This window comes from Bradyrhizobium sp. IC3123, from assembly GCF_020193625.1.
Lineage (GTDB): Bacteria > Pseudomonadota > Alphaproteobacteria > Rhizobiales > Xanthobacteraceae > Bradyrhizobium > Bradyrhizobium yuanmingense.
On sequence record NZ_JADYVF010000002.1, the window covers coordinates 954149 to 978446 of the forward strand.

Here is a 24298-nt window from a genome sequence, read left to right on the forward strand (position 1 = left end):
CTCCCATGGTTGAGAACGCTCATTCGACAATTCGACCGCTCGACCCCCGCGACCGCTGGTCCGAGCTGTCTCGGGCGGAACGCAGTGCCGCCTATGACAACAACGCGGCGGTCAAGAACAGCCCGGCCCTGATCGCCGAGCGCAACGAAGCCTCAAGCCGGCTGCGGGGCTCGTTCAAGTCCCATCTCGACCTGCCCTACGGCGAGCGGGCGAATAACAAGATCGACCTCTACCCGGCCGCAAAGCCTGATGCGCCCTGCCTGGTGTTCCTGCACGGCGGCTACTGGCAGCGCAACTCGCGCGAGCTGTTCGCGATGCTGGTCGAAGGCGTCGCCGCGCATGGCTGGTCGGTTGCGATTCCCGGCTATTCGCTGGCGCCCGAGGTGTCCCTCACCGACATCGTCGCCGAGATCCCGCGCGCGCTCGACTGGCTCGCGGCGCACGGCGCGTCCTATGGAATTGCCGGGCCGGTCGTGCTGTCGGGCTGGTCCGCCGGCGCCCATCTCGTCGCAATGGCGCTGGATCATCCGCGTGTCCATGCGGGGCTCGCGCTCTCGGGCGTCTACGATCTCGCGCCGATCCGCGATACGGGGCTGAACGATGCGCTGAAGCTGACGGACCAGGAGATCGCCACGCTGTCGCCGTTGCGCCTGCCCGTCACCCGGAAGCGTCTCGACATCGCCTATGGCAGCAGCGAGCTGCCGGCGCTCGTCTGCGATTCCATCAATCTCTACGACAGGCGCGTGGCTGCGGGAGCGCCGGGCAAGCTCATCTCGGTCGAAGGCGCCGACCATTTCACCATTCTCGAGGCTTTGCGCCGCCCGGACGGAGTCCTGGTGGAGGCTGCGCAGCGGCTGCTGGACTAAACTTCGAGAACAACCCCATGCACAGTAGCGATGTCGTTGTTTGCAAAGGCGAATTGTTTGAGGGCCGATCGACACCGCCGCCGCCGCTTTGACTCGTCGGGCAAAACAGGGGCATGATGTCATCATCGCCCCGGCTGCCGCTCCTGCATCTCAATCCAGATTCGCTCGCCCGTGATCCGCACCGGATAAAGCCGCAGCGGCCGGCTCGGCCATCCCGCGGCGATTGCGCCATCGCGCAAATCGAACGACGCCGCATGGCGGGGACAATTGAGGCGCCCGGCCGTCACCTGCCCCAAGGCCAGATCCGCCTGCTCGTGCGGGCATGCACGTTCGCAGGCGACGACGTCGCCCTCGTTCCAGATCACGAGCAGGTCGCGCCCGGCGACGCGGACGATCGTCTCCGCCTTCAACCGGTCGAGATCGCAGACGGCAATCCACCCGGCGTCGTCACCCACCGAGATAGGCCTTGCGCACATGCTCGTTCGCGATCAGCTCGCTGCCGGCGCCCGATAGCACGATGCGGCCGTTCTCGAGCAGATAGGCGTGGTCGCACATCTCGAGCGCAGCGAAGGCGTTCTGCTCGACCAGCAGCACCGTGGTGCCGGCATCGCGAATGCCGCGGATGATCGCAAAGGTGCGCTCGACGATATTGGGGGCGAGCCCGAGCGACGGCTCGTCGAACATGATCAGGCGCGGCCGCGACATCAGCGCGCGGCCGATCGCAAGCATCTGCTGCTCGCCGCCCGACAGCGTGCCCGCCGCCTGCCGGCGCCGCTCGGCGAGCCGCGGGAATTCCGAGTAGATACGGTCGCGGTCGGCCGCGATCTCGCCCGAACGACGCCGGAGGTAAGCGCCCATATCGAGATTTTCCTCGACGCTCATATGCGGAAACACGCGCCGCCCTTCCGGACAATGCGCGATGCCGCTCGCCAGCACGCGCGGCGGCTTCGCGCCGGTGATGTCGATGCCCTCGAACTTCATCTGGCCCGAGCGCGGCGGCACCAGGCCGGAAATCGCGCGCAGCGTCGTGCTCTTGCCGGCGCCGTTGGCTCCGATCAGGGCAACCAGCTGGCCGGCCTTCACGTCGAGCGAGATGCCGCGCAGCGCGGTGACGCCACCGTAGCCGCAGACCATGTCGCGGATCTCAAGCACGTCCTGCTCCATATCCAAGATAGGCTTCGATGACAGCAGGATCGTTGCGGATCACATCGGGCGTCCCTTCGGCGATGATGCGGCCATAGTTGAGCACCACGATGCGATCCGAGACGGTCATCACCATCGGCATGTCGTGCTCGACCAGCAAAATCGTGATGCCGCGGTCGCGGATGCTGCGGATCAGCTCGACGAAACGGTGCGTCTCCGAGGCGTTCATGCCGGAGACGGGCTCGTCGAGCAGCAGCATCGACGGCTCCGCCGCCAGCGCCAGCGCGACACCGACCAAGCGCTGCTCGCCGTAGGAGAGCGAGCCCGCCGCATCGTGGGCGCGGCGTTCGAGCCCGACCCACTCGAGCAGCTCGCTCGCGCGCTGCCGCAGCTTGCGCTCCGAGGCGCGCGCGCCTGGCAGGCCGAGGATGGCGTCGAGCAGCCGGACCCGGCCCTGCCGGTGCAGGCCGATCAGGAGGTTTTCATAGACGGTGTCGTTCGGGAATACGCTGGTGCGCTGGAAGGTACGGATCAGACCGAGATCGGCGATCTCGTGCGGCTTCAATCCGGCGAGCGCAGTGTTGCGATAGGTGACGCGGCCGGCGCTCGGCGTCAGGAAACCGGTCATGACGTTGAAGGCGGTGGTCTTGCCGGCGCCGTTCGGCCCGATCAGGCTGACGATCTCGCCCTCGCCGACCTCAAAGCTCATGTCGGAGATCGCGACGAGGCCGCCGAAGCGGACGGCGACCTGATCGATGGTCATGGCGATGCTGCGCGCCGTCATCACGCCGGCTCCTTGGCACCGGTTTCACTGAGCGCGACCGGCGCCAGCGCCGTCGTCCCGCTCCGTCGCCGGGTCAACCGCTGCGCCAGCGACGGCACGATGCCGCGCGGCAACACGAACAGGATGGCGATCAGCACGCCGCCATAGGCGATCCACTGCGCTTCCGGCGCCATCACAGGCCGCAGCGCGACCGGCAATAGGCCGAAGATCAGGCCGCCGACGACGGGACCCGCCAGCGAGCCCTTGCCGCCGCTGATGACCATGATCACCATGGTGACGGTGTTGATGAAGGCGAAGACTTCAGGGTCGATGATCCGGATGTAGTGTGCATAGAGACTTCCGGCCGCGCCGGCGATCGCGGCGGAGATCACCGCAGCAATCGTCAGCGTCCTGGTCACGTCGATGCCGACCGAGACGGCGAGCGTTTCGTTCTCCATCAGGCCACGCATGGAGCGGCCGAAATGGGAATGAACGAGGCGTGCGATCAGGAGATAGGCGATGAGCGCAACGACCAGGACGAGATAATAGTTGTGGAATTTCGTGCGCAGTGTCAGCTCGCCAAAGCCGGGCAAGGGCAACGCGATGGACGGGATATTGGTCAGCGCCAATGGACCCTGCGTCAGCTCGACCCAGTTCAGCGCGACCAGCCGGACCACCTCGGCAAAGGAGATCGTCACAATGACGAAATAGGCGCCGCGGACGCGGAACGACAACAGACCGACGAAATAGCCGCACAATCCTGCAATCAGGATCGCCAGCACGAAGCCTACGATCGGCGGCCATGGTGTGTGAACCAGCCGAAAGCCTCCGGGCAGGCCGATGTCGAAACCGAGCGAAGTCAGCGCGCTGACATAGGCGCCGATGCCGAAAAAGGCGATATGACCGAGGCTGAGCTGGCCGGTGAAGCCGAGCAGCAGATTGAGGCTCATCGCGCCGATGACGAAGATGCCAGTCGTGATCAGCGCGTTGAGCAGATAGGGATCGCGCAGCCAGAGCGGCACCGAGGCCAGCGCCGCAACGGCGAGAATGGTGACGATCGTCTTCATCCGACGCGCTCCGCGCGCGCGAACAGGCCGGTCGGCCGGAAGATCAGCACCGCGATGATGATGAGAAAGCCCATGGCATCGCGGTAGCCGGACGAGACGTAGCCGGCGCCGAGCTCCTCGGCCAGCGCCAGGATGAAGCCGCCGATCACCGCGCCCGTGATGTTGCCGAGGCCGCCGAGGATGACGATGGCGAAAGCCTTGACCGCGGCGAGATCGCCCATCTGCGGGAAGATCACGTAGACCGGCCCGAGCAGCGCGCCCGCGGCGGCGGCGAGGCTAGAGCCGATCGCGAAGGTCGAGGTGTAGATCATGTCGACGTTCACGCCCATCAGCGACGCCGTGTCATGGTCCTGGAACGTCGCCCGCATCGCGCGGCCGAGGCTGGTCTTGTTGATGAGCAGATACGTCACCAGGATCAACATGGCCGCCGCGGCGAGCACGAACAGGCGCAGCCATGATACGGAGACCGGCCCCAGCACCAGCGGCGCCTCCGGGAATGGCGTCGCCACCGATTTCGCGACGCCGCCCCAGATCCACAGCGTGCCCGACTGCATCGCGATCCAGGCGCCGATCATCACCAGCATGGTGGTGTCGATGTCGGAGCCGCGCAGCGGACGCAGCAAGGTCAATTCGATGGCCGCACCCAGCAGCCATCCGGCCAGCACGGCCACGGGCAGCGCGAGAAAGAAGTTCAGCCCGATCTGCTGCACCACGATGAACATGATGTAGGCGCCGAACGTGTAGAGCACGCCATGCGTGAAGTTCACGACGTTCATGATGCCGAAGATCAAGGTCAGCCCGATACCCAGCAGCGCATAGGTGCCGCCGAGCACGAGCATGTTGATCAAATGCTGGAGGAATTCGCTCAAGATTGTTCCCGATTAGTCCGTATTCGGCGAGAGCGGTGACGTACCGCCCTCGCCTGCGAACAAGCGCGTCAGAGCGTTTTCATCTCGATCTTGCCGTCGGCGATCTCGATGAGATAGACATTCGGCTGGCTCTGACCGCTTTCCTTGCCCTCGGGGCCCGACTTGCGGAACACGATGTCGCCGTTCAGCCCCTTGATGTTGATGTTCCAGAGCGCCGCCTTGATCGCGGCAGGCTCAGCCTTGCCGGCCTTCTCGATCGCGGCGGCGACGGTGCGGATGCCGTCATAGCCGCGAAAACTCTCGGTGCAGCCGGCGAAGTCGAAGCCGCGCTTCTTCCATTCCGCGATGAAATAGTTGGTGGCTTCCGGGTTCGGCGTCTTGTCCGGGAACCAGGGCAGGAAGGTCGTCAGATGCATGGTGCCGTTGGCGGCCGCTCCCGCCTGGGCGATGATCTGGTCCGGGTTCTGCGAGCCGCCGGTGGTGATGATGCGCTTCTTCAGGCCAAGCGCGGCGGCCTGCTTGAAGATCAGCGTGAGCTGGTCGACGGCGGTGGTGACGATGACGGTCTCGGAGGCCGAGCTCTTGATCTTGGACAGCTGCGCGCTCATGTCCTGCGCGCCCTGGTCCATGGTCTCGACCAGGCCGATGCCGATGCCCTTCTCCTTCATCATCTTGCTGAAATCCTCGGCGGTGCCGCGGCCCCAGTCGTTGTTGATGACAAGGAAGTCGACCTTTTTCAGCGCGAGCTTGTCGACGATGTTCTTGAACGCGGCCGCCTCGATCGCGGAGGGCGGCGAGATGCGGAAGATGAAGGGATTGCCCGTCGTCGTGATCTTGCCGGAGGACGAGGTCTCCACCACCATCGGCGTCTCGTATTCCATCAGCTTCGGCATCACCGCGAGCGTCAGGCTCGAGCCCCAGGCGCCCATCAGGACCGGCACCTTGTCGCTTGTGATGAGCTTCTCGGCGACGGCGGCGGCCTCCGTCGGGTTGCTCTTGTTGTCCTCGATGACGAGCTCGATCTTCTTGCCGAGGATGCCGCCCTTGGCGTTGATCTCGTCGGCGGCGATCTTGGCACCGTTAACGACGTAAGTGCCTGAGGCCGCGAACGCGCCGGTGAGCGGCTCGTTGACGCCGATCTTGATGGTCTGCGCCCCCGCGGCGCCGCCGAACAAGGCCGTCGCCAACGCGATTGCCGGAACCAGTCCGAGTGTTCGTGTCATGTTTGTCTCTCCAAATCCCACGCTGTTGATGTCAGGGCAGTCCAGGCTTCGTCACTCCGCGGCGCCGGTTCGCCGATCATTCCGCGCCACCTCTTCCGAAGGTGCGGCGAAATGTTTGCGCGAGCCGGGCTCGCAAGACGTCCGATGCAATCGACCAGAAGCTGAGCTCCGCCGGACCTGCCTGCCCCGACGAGGCGCCGGACATGTGGCGGTCGAGATTGGCGGCGAACTCCGCAACGAGACGTTTTGCAAGGTCTCGCACGAGGCCGGGACGACCGACCTGAGCCAGCATTCCCGTGAGCGTGTAGCCGATAGACAGTTCGACCGCGGTCGCCGCGCCGCCTTCGAGCGGCAGCAGGCGGTAACAGATCTCGCCCTGCGTCGCGGAATGGCTGCGCTGGTCGGTACCGATGCCGACGATGCGCCCCGAGAGTGTCGCGGGATCCCGCTCGACACGCGCGGCCCCCTCGAAGCTTGCTGCGATCGGACCGAGCCTGACGCGGATCGATCCTTCGACGCGCTCCGGCTTTGGCGTCGACGACAGCGATACGCCAGGGAGGCAGGCGGCGATGCCTGCGATGTCCTCGAACATCGCGAACACCTTTGCCGGCGGATACGGCAACGTGAAGCGCTGATCGAGCATTGTTGCCGGCGTGAAGTCGGGGATGCTGCTTGGGGTGGCACTTTCCGGTGCCGGAGCTGGCGCGTGCCGCGCGGGCCGCAGCTCCTTCCGGGCGGTTGCCGCTCGCCCCGAGCCGGCAGGACCAAGGACGGTCCGGCCTCCATCCGCCACCGGCGCGACGTTGCGCGCGTGCCTTGCCTCGATCACGGACTGCACCGCGCGCACAATGCCGACATAGCCTGTGCAGCGGCAGAGATTGCCGCTGAGGCCAATGCGGATCTGGCGCTCGTCGGCGTCGGGCAGACGCAGCACCAGGTCGCGCGCCGAGACCAGCATGCCGGGCGTGCAATAGCCGCACTGAAGCGCGTGCTCGCGGGTGAAGGCAGCGCGCAGCTCGGTCGTGATCTCGTCCTCGTCGAGGCCTTCGATCGTGGTGACATCGGCGCCTTCGCAGGCCGCCGCATAGGTGATGCAGGAGCGCGCCGGCACGCCGTCGAGCAGCACAGTGCAGGCGCCGCAGACCCCGTGCTCGCAGCCGAGATGCGTGCCGCTGAGATCGAGCCTGTCGCGGACGAAATCGGCAAGACTGGTGCGCGGCTCCGCGTGCAGCTCCACCGCGCGGCGATTGACCTGAAGCGCGATCGTGGTCATGCCGCGGCCTCCAGAACGGCGCGCTTCAGCACGCTGACATGGATGTGGCGCTGCGCGGCATCGTCGATGCCGGCGCTTGCGAGCAGGGCATCGGCGACACGAACATCGAAATGCTGCTTGTAGTCGGCGGCGATCCGCCCGCCGAACAGCTCGGCATTCGTGACGACGATCGGCGCCGTGTCGATTGCACCGATGACGATACGCGCCGCGGCGGCGGCGGGATCGACCAGCACCGCACCGATCGCGTGGGCAAATTCGCCGGTCTTGCGGCAGCTCTTGGCATAACCCCAATGCGCCGTCGCTGATCGCGCCGGCACATGGACCGCCTCGACGATCTCGCCGGCATGCAGCGCAGATTCCAGCGCACCGACCACAAACGCTTCGACCGCCATCGATCGCACACCGGCAAGACTGCGCAATGTCACGCGCGCACCCAGGGCCGCCAGCGCCGAGATCCAGTCCGCGGCGGGATCGGCATGGCTGAGCGAGCCGCCGATCGTGCCGCGATTGCGGACCGCGCGATAGGCGATGTTGGCAGCGACAGCCCGCATGGCGCCGCGGGTCACGTCGGCCGTGCGGCCGTCCTCGATATCGGCATGGGTGACGAGGGCGCCCAGCACGAGCTCGTCGCCGGAGACCTCTGCGCGCTTGAGCTCGGCAAGGCCGGAAATGTCAATAATCAGCTCCGGCTGCACCAGCCGCAGATTGAGCATCGGGCCGAGCGATTGGCCGCCGGCGATGATCTTCGCCGATCCGCCGCTTGCGGCCAGCATCGAGAGAGCCGCATCGAGATCGCGCGGGCGCTCGTAAGCAAAGGGCGCCGGTTTCATGCCGCGCTCCTCTCAGCCGCACGCGCGGCCAGCACCGCCGCGACGATGCGATGCGGCGTGATCGGCGACTGCATCAGCTCGACGCCGAGCGGGCGCAGCGCGTCGTTGACGGCATTGGCGATTGCGGCGGGCGGTGCGATGGCGCCGCCCTCGCCGATGCCCTTCACCCCGAATTGCGTATAGGGCGACGGCGTCTCCATGTGGTCGAGGCGCGCGGCCGGGACCTCGGTCGGGCCGGGCAGCAGGTAATCCGCGAGCGTCGTCGCCAGCGGCTGGCCGGAGGCGTCGAACGGCATTTCCTCGTAGAGCGCGGTGCCGATGCCTTGCGCGAGGCCGCCATAGATCTGGCCGTCGACGACGAGCGGATTGACCAGCACGCCGCCGTCCTCGACGATCACATAGTCGAGGATCTCGACCTCGCCGATATCAGGATCGACCGCGACCACGGCTGCATGCGCGGCATAGCTGAAGGTGCCGCTGTCGCGCACGGGCTTGTAGCCTTGGGTGACCTCGAGCCCGCCGGGATCGACGTCTGGCGGCAAATCCTGCGGGCGGCGGTACCAGGTGTGGGCGATCGCCTTCAGGCTGACGCTGCCGTTGACGCCGCGCACCTCGCCATTCTGCAACACCACCGAGGCCGGATCGTGCTGCAAGAGTTTCGCGCCGATGCGGCGCGCACGTTCCCCGAGTTCGCGGCAGGCCGTCGCGACCGCACCACCCGCCATCACCATCGAGCGCGAGCCCCAGGTGCCGGTCGAATAGGGCGTCATCGCGGTGTCGCCGAGGACGATGCGGATGTTTGCGACATCCACGCCGAGGATTTCGTGCGCGACCTGGGCGAGCGTCGTCTCCATGCCCTGCCCGTGCGAGTGCACGCCGACGCGCAGTTCTAGGCCGCCGTCCGGCGTCAGGCGCGCCGAGGCCTGCTCATGGCCCGGCACCATCGGGATGCCCCAGCCGGAATAGACCGAGGTGCCGTGCGCGGCCTGCTCGCAATAGATGGAGATGCCGACGCCAATGCGGCGGCCGTCGGCCTCGCCCTGCTTTTGCCTGGCGCGGATGGCGTCGATGTCGATGGCCGCGAGTGCGCGGCGCATCGCTTCCGGATAATCGCCGCTGTCGAAATGCTTCTTGGTGATGTTGTCGAACGGCATCTGTTCGGGGCGCACCAGATTGCGCAGCCGCACCTCGCCGGGCTCGAGGCCGGCTTTCGCCGCCACGAGGTCGAGCATCAGTTCCAGCGCAAAGCAGACGCCGGTGCGCGCGACGCCGCGATAAGGCAGGATCGGGCATTTGTTGGTGGCGACCGAGAAGGTGCGGCAGCGATAGGCCGGCATCTTGTAGGGACCTGGCAAAATGCTCGCGACCTGCGCGGCCTCTAGGCAGGCCGAGAACGGATAGGACGAGTAGGCGCCGGAATCCACCGTCGCTTCACAGTCGATGCCGCGCAGCGTGCCGTCACGGTCAGCATAGACCGTGATTTTGTAATGATGTTCGCGGCAATTGGAGCTGGCGACGAGATGCTCGCGCCGGTCTTCGAGCCAGCGCACGGGATGGCCGCAGCGCATCGTCAGCCAGGACAGGCAGACCTCTTCGGGCAACAAGATGCCCTTGTGACCGAAACCGCCGCCGACGTCGGGCGAGATGACGCGGATCTGTCCCTCCTCCATGTCGAGGCATTCGGCAAGGCCGCTGCGCGTAATGTGCGGCATCTGCGCCGCCGAATGCAGCGTGAGCTGGTCGAGCCTCGGATCGAAGGTCGCGACCACGCCGCGGCCTTCCAGCGGCGACATGCATTGCCGTGCCGTCGAAATCTCGCGCGTCACCTTGATCGGCGCGTCGAGCGCTGTGGAGATGTCGACCTCGTAATTGGTCTCCAGGAAGACGTTATCGCCCCAATGCTCGTGCACCAGCGCCGAGCCAGGCTCGCGTGCCTTCAACATGTCATGGATTGCGGGCAGCTCCTCCAGATCGAGCGTCACGGAGGCCGCGATGTCCTCGGCCTCGGCCCGGGTCGGCGCGAGACACATCGCGACGAGCTCACCGACCTGGCGCACCTTGCCGGTCGCGAGCACCGGCTGCTCGGAGATCTTGAAGCCTGGGAGCCCCGACACCGCCCGGATCGGCTTGATGCCGACGAGATCGGCCGCCGTGAACACGCTGCCGCGATGGCGTTCGGGCACGTGGATGCCGCGGATGCGCGCATGCGCCAGCGGGCTGCGCACGAAGGCGACGTCCTGAAGACCGGCGAGCCTGACGTCTCCGACATATTGGCCGCGGCCGCGCATCAGGCGATCGTCTTCCTTGCGCGGCAGCCGCGCGCCAACGCCCTGCCCCGTCTTGCCGTGCGGAAATTCTCGCTCGCTACGCAACTTCGCGTTCTCCTTCACCGCCCGGCCTTATGCCGCGACGGCCTGCGGCAGGATCGGCGCGACCGCCTCGAAGCGGGTGCCGGCGCGCAGGCAGAAGGCCGGCTGCAGCAGCCGCTCGGCAATCACCTCGTTGTTCTCGTTGTCCTTGAGGACGAAGCGGCCATTTCTCTCCGCGAGCACGGAGACGTCTGCGTCCATGCCGACCTTGAGCGCGCCGATTTCACCGCTGCGGCCGAGCATTTTCGCGGGATTGGAGGTGACCATCGGCACCACCTGCTCCAGCGACAGGCCGAGCGCCATCATCGAGCTCATCGCCTGGACCAGGCTGAACTTGGCCTGACCGGCGAAGGGATGGTTCTCATCGTCCTCGTGCTGGTCGGGCGTTCCCGCCGGCGCGGGCACGTGGGTGTTGTAGCCGTGGATGTCGGCGCCGAGGGTGGTCGGAATGATGCCGGCAGCGATCGCCTTCTTCGCGAGCCGATAGGAGAAATGGCTGCCGTGGCCGACGTCGACCTTGAGGCCGCGGTCGAGCGCGGCCTGGATCACCGGGTGCACCTCGCCCTCGCGATTGACGAAGCCGCCGGGATGGCGCGTGAAGGGATGAGCGAGGATGTCGCCCTCGCGCAAGAGCGGGATCACGCGGGTGAGGATGGTGTCGGCGTCCTCGCCATTAGCGCCGCTCTCGGGCAGGCCCCAGAGCTGGCCGAAATGCACATAGACCGGCAGGTCGGCGCGCTTGCCGATCTCGGCCGCCATCTCGATGACGCGAATGCCCCAGCGCGCGAAGCCGCCGATCTCGGCGTGAGCCTTGATGCCGCGTACGAGATCGAGATTGGCGGTCGCGGCCTTGACGGTCGCATCGATGTCGACGCCGTCGGGGCTGTAGAGCTGCGGATAGAAGTGGCCCTCGAGGCCGCCCACGAGATAGGCGGAGATAAACGCATAGACGCGCGAGGCCGAGGCGTCCGCGATAAAATGGCGGAAGCCCGGCAACGTCATGCAGGACGGACCGCCCTGATCGACCAGCGTCGTCACGCCGGACTGCACGCCGACCATGTCGGGGTTCATGCCGAAACGGCCAGAGACATACTGATAGACGTGGGCGTGGGTGTCGATCAGCCCGGGCAGCACCAGCTTGCCGCTGACATCGACGACCTCCTTCGCGTTGGTCGGCAGAATGTCGGATGCGATCGCCGCGATCTTGCCGTTGCGGATGGCGACGTCCTTGAGGCCATCGATGCCGGAGGCCGGACAGATCACGCGGCCACCCCGCAGCAGAAGATCGAAGCTGGCAGTGACGGACATGGCGCTCTCCTCTTCTTGCGAGGGGCGACGGCTTCGTCCCTCGAATTACGAAGCATGCTTCGCATTTTGACAAAAGCAAGCATCGTGCCATGATCCCGATGTGGCAGGCGCACTCGAATCGAGCTAAGCGCGGCAGGGTTTCGGCTTGGGAGTGTGTGCATTGCGGCAAGCGAAGACACGTCGCGGCGGGACGCGGCACCGCCCCTGGCCCTTGTCGGAACGGCCCGGCTATCTGATCCGCCGGCTGCACCAGATTCACGTCGCGCTGTTTCAGGAAGCCTGCAGCGAATTCGAGGTCACGCCGCTGCAATACAGCCTGCTCTCGGCGCTGGCGGTGCGAGAAACCGCCGATCAGACCACTTTGGCGGCCGATATCGCGCTCGATCGCACTACGACGACCGGTGCGTTGAAGCGTCTCGCGGCGCGCAACCTTGTCGAGCGCGCGGTGAACAAGGACGATCGGCGCGCGCGATTGTGCCGCCTGACGCCGGCCGGCGCCGCGCTGCTGGTTAAAATCGAGGGCGCAGCACGGCGGGCACATCGCGCAACGCTCGGCGATTTGAGCCAGCGGGAACAGGCGCTCTTCATCGAGATGATGCAGCGCATCGTGGCCGGCAATCCCAGTCGCGACAGCGCCGCTGCCCTATTCGACTAGAGGCGAGTGCTGCGCTTTTGAGTTGGGCTGCTTAATTTATCATCGTACCGCTGCCCGGCCGTGCATCGATCGCCGCCCTCCGGCGGAAGGTCCGGCGTGCCGCGGCAGGCCGGCGCCTCAACATGGCCCGCGCTTGAAAACGCAGTCGCATCCGAGGCGAGCCTCGTTGCCTCCGGCATCCAGACGCGCCCTGCCCGGCCGCTCCGCCAGTCCATGGCACGATTTATGCTGCGATGATGCGAAGCGTGCTTCGTATTGGGGGATGCCATGACAGATACCGAACTTCGCGCTGATATTCACAGCATCGAGCCAATTCCCGACGCGGACCGGGACTCCTCCGGGCCGCAGCAGATGTGGATCTGGGCCGGCGCCAACATCGCGCCGGTGAACTGGGCGCTCGGCGCCCTCGGCATCATCCTCAAGCTCGGCCTGATGGAGACGATCGCGGTCATCGTGCTCGGCAACATGGTGGGCTGCGCGATCTTCGCGACCTTCACGGTGATGGGACACAAGACCGGGGTCAATCAGATGGTGCTGAGCCGGTCCGCCTTCGGCGTCCGCGGCGCCTACCTGCCGAGCATCCTGATGTTCCTGATGACGCTGGGCTGGATCGGCGTGAACACCTATTTCCCGGTCAAGGTGTCGATGGGCATCCTCGGCCAGTTCGGCGTGCCCGACACCTGGCTGGTCGAGATGATCGTCATCACGCTGGTGATGGCGGTGCAGGTGATGATCGGCGTCTATGGCTTCTACGCGATCCGCACCTTCGAGAAGTACACGGTGCCGCCGACCATCGCCATCATGGTGCTGATGAGCGTGCTGGCCTGGACGCGGCCCGGCGTCGTCAACTGGAACCTGACCACCTCGCTGCCACCAGGCGCGCATCTGGCGATGCTGACGATGCTGATGACCGCAATCGGCGTCGGCTGGGGGATTTCCTGGGTCACCTGGGCCTCCGACTATTCGCGCTTCGTGCCGCGCTCGACGCCGTCGAAAGCCGTGTTCTGGTACAGCTATGTCGGCATGTTCGTGCCGACGGTCTGGCTCGGCATTCTCGGCGCGACCATCGCCTCGACGACGCTGGACACCGATCCCGCCAAGATGGTCAGCGCGGTGTTCGGCGGTCCCGTCAGCATTCTTGTCCTCCTGATGGTGCTGCACGGCCCGATCGCCACCAACATTCTCAACGTCTATTCGGCGGCGCTGGCGGCCTTAAGCGCCGGGCTGAAACTCTCGCGCTTCTGGCTCACCGTCATTGTCGGCGTCGCCGGCTATCTGGTGACCCTCTACTTCATCTTCGCGCCGTCCTTCGCGAAGGCGTTCGACCATTGGATGATCAGCCTGCTGTTGTGGATGAGCCCGTGGGCCGGTGTGGTGCTCGCCGACTTCTTCATCAAGCGCAAGGGCAAGATCGAGGTGGCGGAGCTCTATCGCTCGCCGGAGACCAGCGCCTATGGCGACATCAACTGGGCCGGCATGATCGCGTTCTTCGCCGGCCTCGTTGCCGGATGGCTGGTGCAGGACGGCCTCGTCAGCGCGCTGCAGGGGCCGATCTCGATCTATCTGCTCGGCGGCGCCGATCTGAGCTGGTTGTTCGGTATCGGCGTGGCGGGCCTCGTCTACCTCGGGCTCGGCAAGTTCGCGACCTCGCCCACACCGGCGGTCGCGAGCCGTGCCGGCAGCTAGCCTGAGAGCGCTGACCTCGCCTTGCGTCAGCGCTTCCGGCCAAGCCTCACGATCATGTCGCCGGGCCCAAGTGCTCCGGCCTCGTGAGAGTGCAATCGCCACAGGCTCTCGCCATCCATCAGCGGGGGCATCGGCAGTTCGTGGTCGGCGAAATTGGCGACGATCTGCAGAACGTCTCCCTGCTCGGTCTGCCAGCGCACATCCACGCCGCCCATGCGGGGATCGGTGCCCAGCAGCTGTCGCTGCGCCGAAACGAAGCCACGTTTGATCAGCGGCACGATCTTCTCGCGCCGCATCGTCAATAGTTGGGTCGTCAGCGCCCGGAACCTGGTGCCGGAAGGCGATTGCGCGATGCTGGTCCAGTCCAGCTTGGAGGCGAGGAAGGTTCTTTCGTCGCACGGGTCCGGGATCCCGGCGCGCGTTTCCGGGCTCGCGAACGCCTTGAAGTGTGAAAACTCCTTGCGGCGGCCCTCCCGTGTCAGTTCGGCAGCTTCGCCGGTCCAGTCGGCGAAGAACAGGAAGGGCGTTTCGGCTGCCGCTTCCTCGCCCATGAACAGCATCGGAATGTGCGGGCCGAGCAGAACCAGTGCGAGGGCCAGCTCCAGCTTGTCCGGACCGACCAGCCGCGACAATCGTTCCCCGAAGGCGCGGTTGCCGACCTGGTCGTGGTTCTGGGCGAAGAAGATGGTCGCTTCGGGCGGCAGATGAGCACTCGGCTCGCCGCGCGGCGCCTCGTGCAGGGGAAACACCTCGCCCTGATAGGCGAAGCCCTCGGTCAGGGATCGCGCCAGATGTTCGAGCGGCTTGTCCGCAAACGCCCGGTAATAACCTTCGTCCTCGCCCGTGAGCAGGACGTGCAGCGCGTTGTGGAAATCGTCGCCCCATTGCGCATCGTAGTACGTCGCTCGTCCTTGTGAACGCGCGAGCAGGTGCGCCTGATTGGCCTCGTTCTCCAGCATCAGATGGATGCGCCGGCCCGCCAGCTGGCTGCGCAGGGTCTCCGCGAGCTCGACCAGGAAATGACGGTTCGAGTCGTCCTTCAGCGCATGAACGGCATCGAAGCGCAGGCCGTCGAAGCCATAGTCGCGCAGCCACATCAGGGCATTCTCGATCAGAAACCCGCGCACGAACGCGCCGTCGGCTCCTTCCAGGTTGACGGCGGGCCCCCAGCCGGTGGTGTGGCGCGGGTTGAAGAAATTCTCCGCATAGAGATGCAGATAGTTCAGCTGCGGCCCGAAATGGTTATAGACGACGTCGAGATAGACCATGATGTCGAGGGCATGCGCCGCGCGCAGCAGCCGCTTGAGATCCTCTGGCCGGCCGTAGCGGGCATTCGGCGCGTTCAGGAGCACGCCGTCATAGCCCCAATTGTGCCGGCCGGGCACGTCGTTGAGCGGCATCAGCTCGATGGCGGTGATGCCGAGATCACGAAGATAAGGCAGCTTCTTCTCGACGCCGGCATAGGTCCCCTCCTCGCTGAACGCGCCGACATGCAGCTCGTAGATCACGGCTTCCGCCCAGGGACGGCCCGGATAGAGCACCGGGTCCCTCAACGCCGCCGTATCGACCACCTCGCTCGGCGCGCCGACGTCGTCCGGCTGGAAGCACGAGGCGGGATCGGGCACGACGAGGTCTTCGTTGATCCTGAACTGATAGCGCGTGCCGGCGCGCGCGGTTTGGCTGAGCAGCTGGTACCAACCGTCCGCATCGCGCGGCATCTGCTGTGCCGGCTGGCCGATTTCGAGCAGCTCGACCGATCGTGCCGTCGGCGCCCACAGGTTGAACGAGACCCCGTGATCGACGATCTGAGGACCATGGCGCCGACTTTGCTCGGCCATTCCCAGCCTTTGACTCAAGCCCGTCCCCTTTCGCCGCATGCGACCTCGCATGCAATTGCGCGCGTCAGGGCGACAAAGCGGAGCCGTGTGCGTTCGTTCCTCCACGGCGCCGACGCCGGACATTTGGCGGGCGACTGGAACGGAATCAGCGACGCAACGGTTACCATTCCAGACAGGAGCCGCCGCCATGCGCCGCCCGAAGCCGCAACCGATCCGTAACAAGCTCGACCTGACCGACCGCATCCAGGTACGCCTCGTCAAGAAACGGCTCGGACTGTCGGACGCTGAGCTAACCGCGATCGTCGGGCGGATCGGCAACTCCATTCCGGCCATCAGCAAGGAGGCGGCTTTGCAGAGAGCCAGCGCGCTATCCAAGCTGGCCGATGTGGCGCCCGTCGCCGCGACGGCGCCGACGTCCTGACGGGCACCTCGGGGGAGAGATGGACCAACCACCACATTCAGACGACGCCTTGACGCGGACGGCCTCGCGCCTGCGCCGCACCCGTATCACCGAAGGCAGACCTTTCCCGCTCGGCGCCACCTGGGATGGCCTCGGCGTCAATTTCGCGCTGTTCTCCGCCCACGCCACCAAGGTTGAGCTTTGCCTGTTCGACGATACCGGCGAAACCGAGCTCGAGCGCATTGAGCTGCCCGAATATACCGACGAGGTCTGGCACGGCTATCTGCCCTCCGCCCGCCCCGGCACCGTCTACGGCTATCGCGTCCATGGCCCTTACGAACCCGACGCCGGTCACCGCTTCAATCCCAACAAGCTCGTACTCGATCCCTATGCCAGGCAGCTGGTCGGCCAGCTCCGCTGGGGGCCGGAGCTGTTCGGCTACCAGCTCGATCACGCCGACAAGGACCTGTCCTTCGACGAACGGGACAGCGCGCCCTTGATGCAAAAATGCCGCGTCATCGATCCCGCCTTTACCTGGGGCGTGGCGCGCAAGCCGGAAGTGCCGTGGGAGCGGACGATCGTCTACGAGATGCACGTCAAGGGCTTCACCCAGCTGCATCCGCTGGTGCCGGAAGCCGATCGCGGCACGTTCTCGGGCCTCGCACATTCGGAAATCCCGGCTTACTTGCGCTCGCTCGGCATCACCAGCGCCGAGCTATTGCCGATCCATGCCTTCGTCGACGACAGCTATCTGGTCGAGAAAGGCCTGCGCAATTACTGGGGCTACAATTCCATTGCCTTCTTCGCGCCGGAGCCGCGTTACCTGAAGGCGACGTCGGCCAACGAATTCAAGGCCATGGTCAACCAGTTTCACGCCCATGGCATCGAGGTCATTCTCGACGTCGTCTACAATCACACCGCCGAAGGCAACGAGCTCGGCCCGACCCTGTCGTTCAAGGGCATCGACAATGCCAGCTATTACCGCCTGCTGCCGGACAAGAAGCGCTACTACATCAACGACACCGGTACCGGAAACACCGTCAATCTCTCGCATCAGCGTGTGCTGCAACTCGTCGCCGATTCCTTGCGCTACTGGGCAACGGAGATGCGGGTCGACGGCTTCCGCTTCGATCTCGCGACCATCCTGGCGCGCGAACCCTATGGCTTCGATGAAGGCGGCGGCTTCCTCGACGCCTGCCGCCAGGATCCCGTGCTCTCCAGCGTCAAGCTGATCGCGGAACCCTGGGACATCGGGCCCGGTGGCTACCAGGTCGGTCAGTTTCCGCCGGGCTGGGCCGAGTGGAACGACAAGTTCAGGGACACGGTACGCGCCTTCTGGAAGGGCGATCCGGGCACGCTGGCCGACTTCGCCAAGCGCGTCTCCGGCTCCGGCGACCTCTTCAACAAGCGCGGACGCCGGCCTTGGGCCAGCGTCAATTTCGTCACCGCGCACGACGGCTTCAATCTCAACGATCTCGTCTCCTACAACGACAAGCACAACGAGGCGAATGGCGAGAACAATCGCGACGGTCACAGCAACAACCATTCCTGGAACTGCGGCGTCGAAGGGCCGACCAACGAGCCCGAGATCACCGCCTTGCGCGAGCGCCAGAAGCGGAACCTGCTGGCAACGATGCTGCTCTCCCACGGCACGCCGATGCTGCTCGCGGGCGACGAGTTCGGGCACACCCAGAACGGCAACAACAACGCTTACGCCCAGGACAACGAGACCACCTGGCTCAACTGGATGGGCATCACCGCGAACGGCCGCAGCCTGCGCGAGTTCGTGCGCAAGCTGATCGCCACGCGCAAGGCCTTTCCGATCCTCTACCGCAGCCGCTTCCTGGTCGGCTCGCACAACGAGGAGCTCGACGTCAAGGACGTCACCTGGCTGTCGCCGTCCGGCGAGGAGATGGCGACGGAGCAATGGCAGGACGGCAATGCGAAATGCTTCGGCATGCTGCTCGACGGCCGCGCGCAGGAGACGGGGATCAAGCGCCGCGGCTCGGATGCGACCATGCTGCTGGTCTACAACGCGCACCACGACGTCGTGAACTTCACCCTGCCGGAGGTCACCGACGGACGCAGCTGGCTCGGCCTGATCGACACCAATCGGCCCGATGCGCCGATGGCCGAATTCGAGTTCGGGCATGCTTACGCGGTGACCGCGCGCTCGCTCGTGGTGTTCGGCCTTGCCAACGACAGCATCGCGACCCGGCGCCTCCGCCAAGGCCTCGGCGCGCTGATGGACATCGCCGACACGCCCCTGCCGGAGTAGCCGCGTGCCGTCCGCTTGCGATCAGCGATCGACTTCGCCGAACACGATGTCCAGCGAGCCCAGGATCGCCGAGACGTCCGCCAGCAAATGCCCCTTGCAGAGGAAATCCATCGCTTGCAGATGAGCGAATCCGGGCGACCTGATCTTGCACTTGTAGGCAGTGTTGGTGCCATCGGCGACGAGAAACACGCCGAATTCGCCCTTGGGCGCCTCGACCGCGACGTAGATTTCGCCGGGGGGAACATGGAAGCCCTCGGTGTAGAGCTTGAAGTGATGGATCAGCGCTTCCATCGATCGCTTCATCTCACCGCGCCGGGGCGGCGCGACCTTGTTGTCCTGCACGATTACAGGGCCGCCGCCGTCCGGCGACTTCAGCTTCTCGATGCACTGCTTCATGATGCGGACGGACTGCCTCATCTCCTCCATGCGAATGAGATAACGGTCGTAGCAGTCGCCGTTCTTGCCGATGGGGATGTCGAAATCCATCTCCGCATAGCAGTCGTAAGGCTGCGCCTTGCGCAAATCCCAGGCGGCTCCCGAGCCGCGCACCATCACGCCCGAAAATCCCCACGCCCAGGCCTGTTCCAGCGTCACCCTGCCGATATCCACGTTGCGCGCCCTGAAGATCCGGTTGAGCGTGAGCAAACGGTCGAGATCATCAACCACTTTCAGAAACGGATCGCACCAAGCCTCGATGTCGTCGATGAGCTTGGGCGGCAGATCCTGGTGCACGCCGCCCGGCCGGAAATAATTGGCATGCATCCGGCTGCCCGACGCGCGCTCATAAAACACCATGAGCTTCTCGCGCTCTTCGAAGCCCCACAGCGGCGGGGTCAAGGCGCCGACGTCCATGGCCTGCGTGGTGACGTTCAGAAGGTGCGACAGGATGCGGCTGATCTCGTGATAGAGCACCCTGATGAGCTGGCCGCGCCGCGGCACCTCAATTCCGATCAGCCGCTCGATGGCGAGGCAGAAGGCATGTTCCTGCGTCAGCGGGGCGACGTAGTCGAGCCGGTCGAAATAGGGAATGGCCTGGAGATAGGTCTTGGCCTCGATCAGCTTTTCGGTGCCGCGGTGCAGAAGGCCGATATGCGGATCGACGCGCTCGACGACCTCGCCGTCCAGCTCGAGCACCAGCCGCAGCACTCCGTGCGCGGCGGGATGTTGAGGACCGAAATTGATGGTGAAGTTTCTGAGGCTCGGAGATTGTTCTGGCATCCCGCTTCCGATCGGAGCTGTCGCAGCCGTCACCTTAGCCGCGGTCTGCAGCGACCGGCTTCACACAGGTTAACGGTTCGCCGCAAAGGGCGAGCATGCGTGCCGTTTGGGCCTCTTGGAACTCCGTATCGAGAGTCGCGTTCATCGACATTGGAGCTTTGAAATGAATGTCGATGGCTCGCCGCCGCTCTCGCGATCGATCCCGCTATTGCGGGAGCATACCGATGATCGGCCCGACCACCCGACCGGCAATTGGCGCCCGTCTTGACCGACCGTGCAGTTGAGCCAGGCGGCGCAGCCGAGCGTCCTCTCACCGCCGTCGTGTTCTCCGGCGGCCTCGGTCTCGGCGCCTATCATGGCGGTGTGTTTGAAGCCCTCACTTCGCTTCGGCTGCCGATCGACTGGGTGACGGGTTCGTCGGCAGGAGCCATCACCGCCGCGCTGATCGCGGGGAGCGCGCGCGACGACCGGCTGCAGACTCTGCGCAGCTATTGGCATGCGCTAAGCAGTCCAGCCGACGTGCCGAACGCGGGCCGCCACGCGTTTGCGTGGCTGAGCTCGATCAGTACGCGCGTGCTGGGTCATTCCGGTTTCTTCCACCCCCGCCTCCCCATTCCGGCGTCTCACTACGGCGGCCTCTACGATCTCGGCCCGACCCGCCAACGCCTGCAGCGCTTGATCGACTTCGGACGTCTGAACGGCGGCGATCTGCGGATCACGATCTGCGCCACCGACGTCGAGAGCGGCGATGCCGTGTTGTTCGACTCCGCATCGGAGCGGATCAAGATGGACCACATCCTGGCCAGCTGCGGCTTCCTCCCCGAATTCGCTCCGGTGCAGATCACCGGTCGCTGGCTCGGCGACGGCGGGTTCTCGCTGAACGCGCCGTTCGATCCGATCCTCGAGACTGCAGGCCCGCTCCGCCTCTATGTGATCGATCTGTTTCCGCGCGACGGCAAGGTCCCTGACGGGCTCGAGGGCGCGTCCGAGCGCAAGAGCGACCTGACCTTCGGCAATCAGACCTTCCAGCGCCTCGGCTACGCTCTGGAGGCCCGTCAGCTCCGCGCCGAGCTTCAGGACCTCCACTACGACGACGAGGTCTATCTCCTGAGCTACCGCCCGGGTCGCGAGGAAGCCGGGCCGGAAAAATCCTTCGATCTGTCTGAAACAGCCATGGCGCAGCGCTGGCGCGCCGGCTTTCTGGACATGCAATATGCCGCAAGCCTCGCCCCAGTCCCGAACGAGATCTGCGGCGTACGGCGGCCTTAGCGATGTCTCTCTGTGTCAGGACCCGAGCTAGGCGCGGTCTTGCCTCCCAGCCGCTCGCGAATGTCGCGCAGCAGCCGCCTGAGACCGTCATCGGCGGCCATGCCGTCGGGCGGGGCGATTGTGGTGATGCCCCAGTTCGCGAGCACGGCCTCCTGCACCGGATTACGCTGCGCGACGAACACGAAGGATCGCGGCCGGTCCTGGCTGTGCCCGGACTCGTCCCAGATCTGCCAGATCCGGTGCAGCAACAGCCGGATGTTCGGATCGGACATGCTGTATCCGATGAACAGCAGCGTGCTTCCCAACGCATCCGCGCGAAAGCGGATATCGAGCGGGGAATTGAAGGCGAGCCGATTGAGAAAGTCGGTCTCGGTCAGAACCAGCGAAGCATCGTCGTCGAAGTCGCCGTGAAACTTGATGATGTGGGTGACACCGGCGCGAGCGCTCGCGATCTCCTTCGCGTTGCTGATCTTCGCAAAGGGCTTGTTCAGCACGTCGAACGCGGTTTCGAGGTTTCGGTCGTAATTGGTGGTGTAGATGACCGGAAAGTCCAGCTCGACGATCATCCGGTGCAGCTCTGAAGCGGCGATCTTCTCGGGGTCGACACGCCAATTGCGGTCGAGCCAGCTGCGCAGCGGGCCGATTCCGCCGCGCTTGATCCGATAATATTCCGCGAGCATCTGATAGCCGCCGTGCATTCCGTCGATGACGTTGCGTTCGAGGCCGAGATCGTCAAGGAGATGATCGATCAGGGACTTCCAGGACGGCAAGCCGACGGCCATGGAGACGCCGGCGCCCACGAACAGGACCGCACGGCGCCGCTCGATCGCTGCCGCGAGAATGTCGTGAGGCGGCCGCTCATCGGATATGAGCCCTGTCGTGTCCTGGTCCATCAAGCCTAAATGACCGGGCGCCCGGCGCGTTCCTAAAGCCGGACCACCCTCACCGGCTCAGCGGCCAGGATGGCTCGCGCGCCGTTTGCGCCGCGAAGCGGGCGATCAGGCGCCGAAGCTGCGCCTTGTGCACCAGGCGCGCCGCGGTCTTCGGCGAGACCCAGATCGCTTGCCGCTCTCCCTTCTCCGGCCACCAGCGCTCCCGCCCGTGCACCTTCATTGGGAAGACGGCAACGTTCATGGTCCGCTTGCGGTCACCCTTCCGCTTGCGATGCTTGAAGCTGCCGAGCGCACGCGTCGCGACGACACCAACCAGGCCCGCCTCCTCATAGGCTTCGAGAGCGGCCGTCAGGTGCGGCTCCTTGTTGCCTATCGGCGATCCCTTCGGGACGCTCCACCTGCGCTTGCGCCTGGTCGTGATCAGCATCACCCGCAGCTCGGACTTGTCCAGCCGAAACGGCAGAGCGGCAAATTGCTTCTTTCCCATCAGGCGCCTCCAACTCGCGTCTGATAAGCGGACGCCGTTGCCATGGTTCCTGTTTTGCGCAGTGGCGCCCCGCGTGTGGGCGCTGGAATTCTAAGAAGCCTGAACTCCACCATGGTCACCTCCGCGCTCAGACCGGCGAAAAACAGCGCAACTGCAAGAGATCGTCGACGGAGAGGCCGAACAGCACTGGCCGAAACGCTGGTGCCGTCGCGAGCACGAGCAGCAGCAGAAAGATCACGTAGACCAGAGCCGGCGGCGTGTTTCTAACGATCCTGTAGACTGCCTTTCGCATGCACTCCCTCCTGCGCCCCCACGCGTGCCATGGCAACGCCCATTCCGATCATCGCAGCTCCCCACAGCAGGAAGCCGATATCCCAGAAAATGCGCTGGCCGTCGGGCACGGTCTCGTTCACCTGATGCAATCTCAGGATCTGGTGATCGACCACGCCTTCAGCGAGATTGAAGATGCCCCACCCGATCAGGATCGTCCCGAAACACTGCGAGCCGGACCACCGCGGCGCGCTTCGGCGTGTCCGCTGCCACATCAGGAAAAGCCCGGCGAGCACGAGGACGTATGCGGCACTGTGAAAGATGCCGTCCCAAGTCGTATTGAGGGTGATGTTCTCGATGGAATTGAGGGGATACCAACTGCTTAACATATGATGCCATTGCAGCAGCTGATGAAAGACGATGCCGTCGAAGAATGCGCCGAGGCCAAGTCCGAGAAGGACGCATGCGGACGTCGGGAAATTGCTTTGTCTGTCTTCCATGTGGTGAACTCGTGCGCGGCTCGGCACTTCCGATACGGAATCAAGCCATGCCACACGCGCACGTTCCTATGGCGATCAGCAGGTCACTGGGATCGAGCTTGCGATCAATCGTGCCAATTCATCGAGACTAACATGCGTTAAGACGAGCCAGACATTCGTCGGCACGCGTGCGCGATTGGTTATCGGCTTCATTCCCGATAGGAACGTTCGGTATCAACGCTGCGTCTGTCGCTCACATGTTGGAGATGCACATGCCGAGAAGATCGTTCTTGCTTGCTTTGAGTGGCCTCGGATTGTCGACCCTGAGTCACCTCAGGGAAATCGCATAGTGCGTAGCGACGGAAGCCAGAGAGGCGATCATGGCATACGCCCTGTTCAAGGACGGAGAGAAGATGAGCCGCACGTTTCCGACCAAGGAGGAAGCGCTGGAGAAAGCCGATGAGGCGGGGTTGGTCGAGCATGCCGAGGGCGAGGCGGTGCTCGAGGACGAGTTGAAGATCAGGCCTTGCCCGGCCGACCCCGAGCCTTGCGATGATGCGGACCTGGACTGGACGCCGGTCAAGCCGGCGTCCTGATCAGGGGCAGCGCAATCGCATATGACTTGTGGCGGCGGTCTGCGCGCACGCCTCGTCCTTCGAGACGGCGCTGACGCGCCTCCTCAGGATGAGGCTAATCGGTGTCAGTGCCCGTTGAAACTGCTGCCGCGCACTCCGACCTCATCCTGAGGAGCCCGCCTCAAGCGGGCGTCTCGAAGGATGGCCGCAGGGAAAATCTCAAATGCGATAGCCCTGCTGATCAAGGGGTCAGCATCATGGGCTCAGCATCCCCTGCAGATGCCTTTGATCTTTCGATCCGCCTCGGAATCGCGGGAGGTCTCCGAACGAATCTGGTCGTCGCCCTGCAGCGAGGGTCCGGGCGTGACGGTCCCATCGATGCGTCCGATGTTGGTGCCGCCTGCAGGATTGCCGGGTCGGCCGACGGTCGTCGATCCCCGTGGGCCGGAGCCGCCGCTCGATTGCGCTGTCCCGGCCGAGTTGGTCCCGGGCGCCGACGACGTGCTCCCGGCCGCCCCGCCACCGGCGCTCCCTCCCCC

The 24298-nt window shown here is 65.2% G+C and carries 23 protein-coding genes and 1 pseudogene; 7 read left to right on the forward strand and 17 right to left on the reverse strand.

The genetic code is table 11. The features are described from left to right. The first annotated feature begins 5 nt into the window (after window positions 1-5). The gene (locus I6F20_RS09955; protein ID WP_225125969.1) at window positions 6-866 is read left to right on the forward strand and encodes an alpha/beta hydrolase; all 861 of its coding nucleotides are present in this window, start codon (window positions 6-8) and stop codon (window positions 864-866) included. A gap of 122 nt (window positions 867-988) precedes the next feature. Here the strand turns inward: I6F20_RS09955 and I6F20_RS09960 are convergent, their stop codons facing one another. The 10 genes from I6F20_RS09960 to I6F20_RS10005 form a co-directional block, all read right to left on the reverse strand. Then, the gene (locus I6F20_RS09960; RefSeq protein WP_518513051.1) at window positions 989-1321 is read right to left on the reverse strand and encodes a Rieske (2Fe-2S) protein; all 333 of its coding nucleotides are present in this window, start codon (window positions 1319-1321) and stop codon (window positions 989-991) included. Beyond that, window positions 1314-2018, reverse strand: coding sequence for an ABC transporter ATP-binding protein (locus I6F20_RS09965; protein WP_225125971.1), 705 nt, complete (start codon window positions 2016-2018; stop codon window positions 1314-1316). Before I6F20_RS09965 ends, I6F20_RS09960 begins: the two co-directional genes overlap by 8 nt. Further along, window positions 2011-2793, reverse strand: coding sequence for an ABC transporter ATP-binding protein (locus I6F20_RS09970; RefSeq protein WP_225125972.1), 783 nt, complete (start codon window positions 2791-2793; stop codon window positions 2011-2013). The genes I6F20_RS09965 and I6F20_RS09970 overlap by 8 nt, the downstream gene beginning before the upstream one ends. Then, window positions 2793-3839 (reverse strand): branched-chain amino acid ABC transporter permease, encoded by a 1047-nt coding sequence (locus I6F20_RS09975; protein ID WP_225125973.1) that lies wholly within the window; start codon window positions 3837-3839, stop codon window positions 2793-2795. The genes I6F20_RS09970 and I6F20_RS09975 overlap by 1 nt, the downstream gene beginning before the upstream one ends. Beyond that, window positions 3836-4708: a branched-chain amino acid ABC transporter permease gene (locus I6F20_RS09980; protein ID WP_225125974.1), complete on the reverse strand. Its 873-nt coding sequence runs from the start codon at window positions 4706-4708 to the stop codon at window positions 3836-3838. The genes I6F20_RS09975 and I6F20_RS09980 overlap by 4 nt, the downstream gene beginning before the upstream one ends. Window positions 4709-4776: 68 nt before the next feature. Further along, complete coding sequence (locus tag I6F20_RS09985) at window positions 4777-5931, reverse strand: ABC transporter substrate-binding protein (RefSeq protein ID WP_225125976.1); 1155 nt, start codon at window positions 5929-5931, stop codon at window positions 4777-4779. Window positions 5932-6007: 76 nt separating this feature from the next. After that, window positions 6008-7204 carry a xanthine dehydrogenase family Fe-S subunit gene (locus tag I6F20_RS09990; RefSeq protein ID WP_225125978.1) on the reverse strand — a complete coding sequence of 399 codons (1197 nt, stop codon included), beginning with the start codon at window positions 7202-7204 and terminating at the stop codon, window positions 6008-6010. Then, entirely contained in the window at window positions 7201-8034 is an 834-nt protein-coding gene (locus I6F20_RS09995; RefSeq protein WP_225125980.1) for an FAD binding domain-containing protein, read from the reverse strand. The genes I6F20_RS09990 and I6F20_RS09995 overlap by 4 nt, the downstream gene beginning before the upstream one ends. After that, complete coding sequence (locus I6F20_RS10000; RefSeq protein ID WP_225125982.1) at window positions 8031-10424, reverse strand: xanthine dehydrogenase family protein molybdopterin-binding subunit; 2394 nt, start codon at window positions 10422-10424, stop codon at window positions 8031-8033. The genes I6F20_RS09995 and I6F20_RS10000 overlap by 4 nt, the downstream gene beginning before the upstream one ends. Window positions 10425-10433: 9 nt before the next feature. Continuing rightward, window positions 10434-11711: an amidohydrolase/deacetylase family metallohydrolase gene (locus I6F20_RS10005; protein WP_225125983.1), complete on the reverse strand. Its 1278-nt coding sequence runs from the start codon at window positions 11709-11711 to the stop codon at window positions 10434-10436. 160 nt (window positions 11712-11871) lie between these two features. On the opposite strand from I6F20_RS10005, the gene I6F20_RS10010 reads away from it, so the two are divergent. Both I6F20_RS10010 and I6F20_RS10015 read left to right on the forward strand, forming a co-directional pair. Then, window positions 11872-12366, forward strand: a complete 495-nt coding sequence (locus I6F20_RS10010; protein ID WP_225125984.1) for a MarR family winged helix-turn-helix transcriptional regulator — start codon at window positions 11872-11874, stop codon at window positions 12364-12366. A 267-nt stretch (window positions 12367-12633) separates the two neighbouring features. Beyond that, on the forward strand, window positions 12634-14052 hold the full coding sequence (locus tag I6F20_RS10015) for a cytosine permease (RefSeq protein ID WP_225125985.1): 1419 nt from the start codon (window positions 12634-12636) through the stop codon (window positions 14050-14052). A 26-nt stretch (window positions 14053-14078) separates the two neighbouring features. Here the strand turns inward: I6F20_RS10015 and treZ are convergent, their stop codons facing one another. After that, window positions 14079-15890, reverse strand: coding sequence for a malto-oligosyltrehalose trehalohydrolase (gene treZ, locus I6F20_RS10020; protein ID WP_225125986.1), 1812 nt, complete (start codon window positions 15888-15890; stop codon window positions 14079-14081). Between the two features lie 187 nt (window positions 15891-16077). Here treZ and I6F20_RS10025 point away from each other — a divergent pair, with 187 nt between their 5' ends. Together I6F20_RS10025 and glgX are read left to right on the forward strand one after the other, a co-directional pair. Continuing rightward, window positions 16078-16311 carry a DUF3606 domain-containing protein gene (locus I6F20_RS10025; protein WP_225125987.1) on the forward strand — a complete coding sequence of 78 codons (234 nt, stop codon included), beginning with the start codon at window positions 16078-16080 and terminating at the stop codon, window positions 16309-16311. A gap of 19 nt (window positions 16312-16330) precedes the next feature. Beyond that, window positions 16331-18568 (forward strand): glycogen debranching protein GlgX, encoded by a 2238-nt coding sequence (gene glgX / locus I6F20_RS10030; RefSeq protein WP_225125988.1) that lies wholly within the window; start codon window positions 16331-16333, stop codon window positions 18566-18568. Between the two features lie 21 nt (window positions 18569-18589). Here the strand turns inward: glgX and I6F20_RS10035 are convergent, their stop codons facing one another. After that, on the reverse strand, window positions 18590-19786 hold the full coding sequence (locus I6F20_RS10035) for an NADH-quinone oxidoreductase subunit D (protein WP_036005022.1): 1197 nt from the start codon (window positions 19784-19786) through the stop codon (window positions 18590-18592). 264 nt (window positions 19787-20050) lie between these two features. On the opposite strand from I6F20_RS10035, the gene I6F20_RS10040 reads away from it, so the two are divergent. Beyond that, complete coding sequence (locus I6F20_RS10040) at window positions 20051-21055, forward strand: patatin-like phospholipase family protein (protein WP_225125989.1); 1005 nt, start codon at window positions 20051-20053, stop codon at window positions 21053-21055. Here I6F20_RS10040 and I6F20_RS10045 read toward each other — a convergent pair. The 4 genes from I6F20_RS10045 to I6F20_RS10060 all read right to left on the reverse strand — a co-directional run bounded on the left by I6F20_RS10045 (window position 21052) and on the right by I6F20_RS10060 (window position 23205). Continuing rightward, complete coding sequence (locus tag I6F20_RS10045) at window positions 21052-21948, reverse strand: SIR2 family NAD-dependent protein deacylase (protein ID WP_225125990.1); 897 nt, start codon at window positions 21946-21948, stop codon at window positions 21052-21054. The two genes, I6F20_RS10040 and I6F20_RS10045, sit on opposite strands and share 4 nt — an antisense overlap. A gap of 49 nt (window positions 21949-21997) precedes the next feature. Next, complete coding sequence (locus I6F20_RS10050; protein ID WP_225125992.1) at window positions 21998-22435, reverse strand: NUDIX hydrolase; 438 nt, start codon at window positions 22433-22435, stop codon at window positions 21998-22000. 127 nt (window positions 22436-22562) lie between these two features. After that, the gene (locus I6F20_RS10055; protein WP_225125994.1) at window positions 22563-22727 is read right to left on the reverse strand and encodes a hypothetical protein; all 165 of its coding nucleotides are present in this window, start codon (window positions 22725-22727) and stop codon (window positions 22563-22565) included. Then, window positions 22699-23205 carry a DUF2243 domain-containing protein gene (locus I6F20_RS10060; RefSeq protein WP_225125996.1) on the reverse strand — a complete coding sequence of 169 codons (507 nt, stop codon included), beginning with the start codon at window positions 23203-23205 and terminating at the stop codon, window positions 22699-22701. Before I6F20_RS10060 ends, I6F20_RS10055 begins: the two co-directional genes overlap by 29 nt. A 359-nt stretch (window positions 23206-23564) precedes the next feature. Here I6F20_RS10060 and I6F20_RS10065 point away from each other — a divergent pair, with 359 nt between their 5' ends. Beyond that, the gene (locus I6F20_RS10065; protein ID WP_036005032.1) at window positions 23565-23780 is read left to right on the forward strand and encodes a hypothetical protein; all 216 of its coding nucleotides are present in this window, start codon (window positions 23565-23567) and stop codon (window positions 23778-23780) included. 242 nt (window positions 23781-24022) lie between these two features. On the opposite strand, the pseudogene I6F20_RS10070 reads toward I6F20_RS10065, so the two are convergent. Continuing rightward, window positions 24023-24298, reverse strand: a pseudogene (locus I6F20_RS10070) (hypothetical protein); the annotation flags it as partial.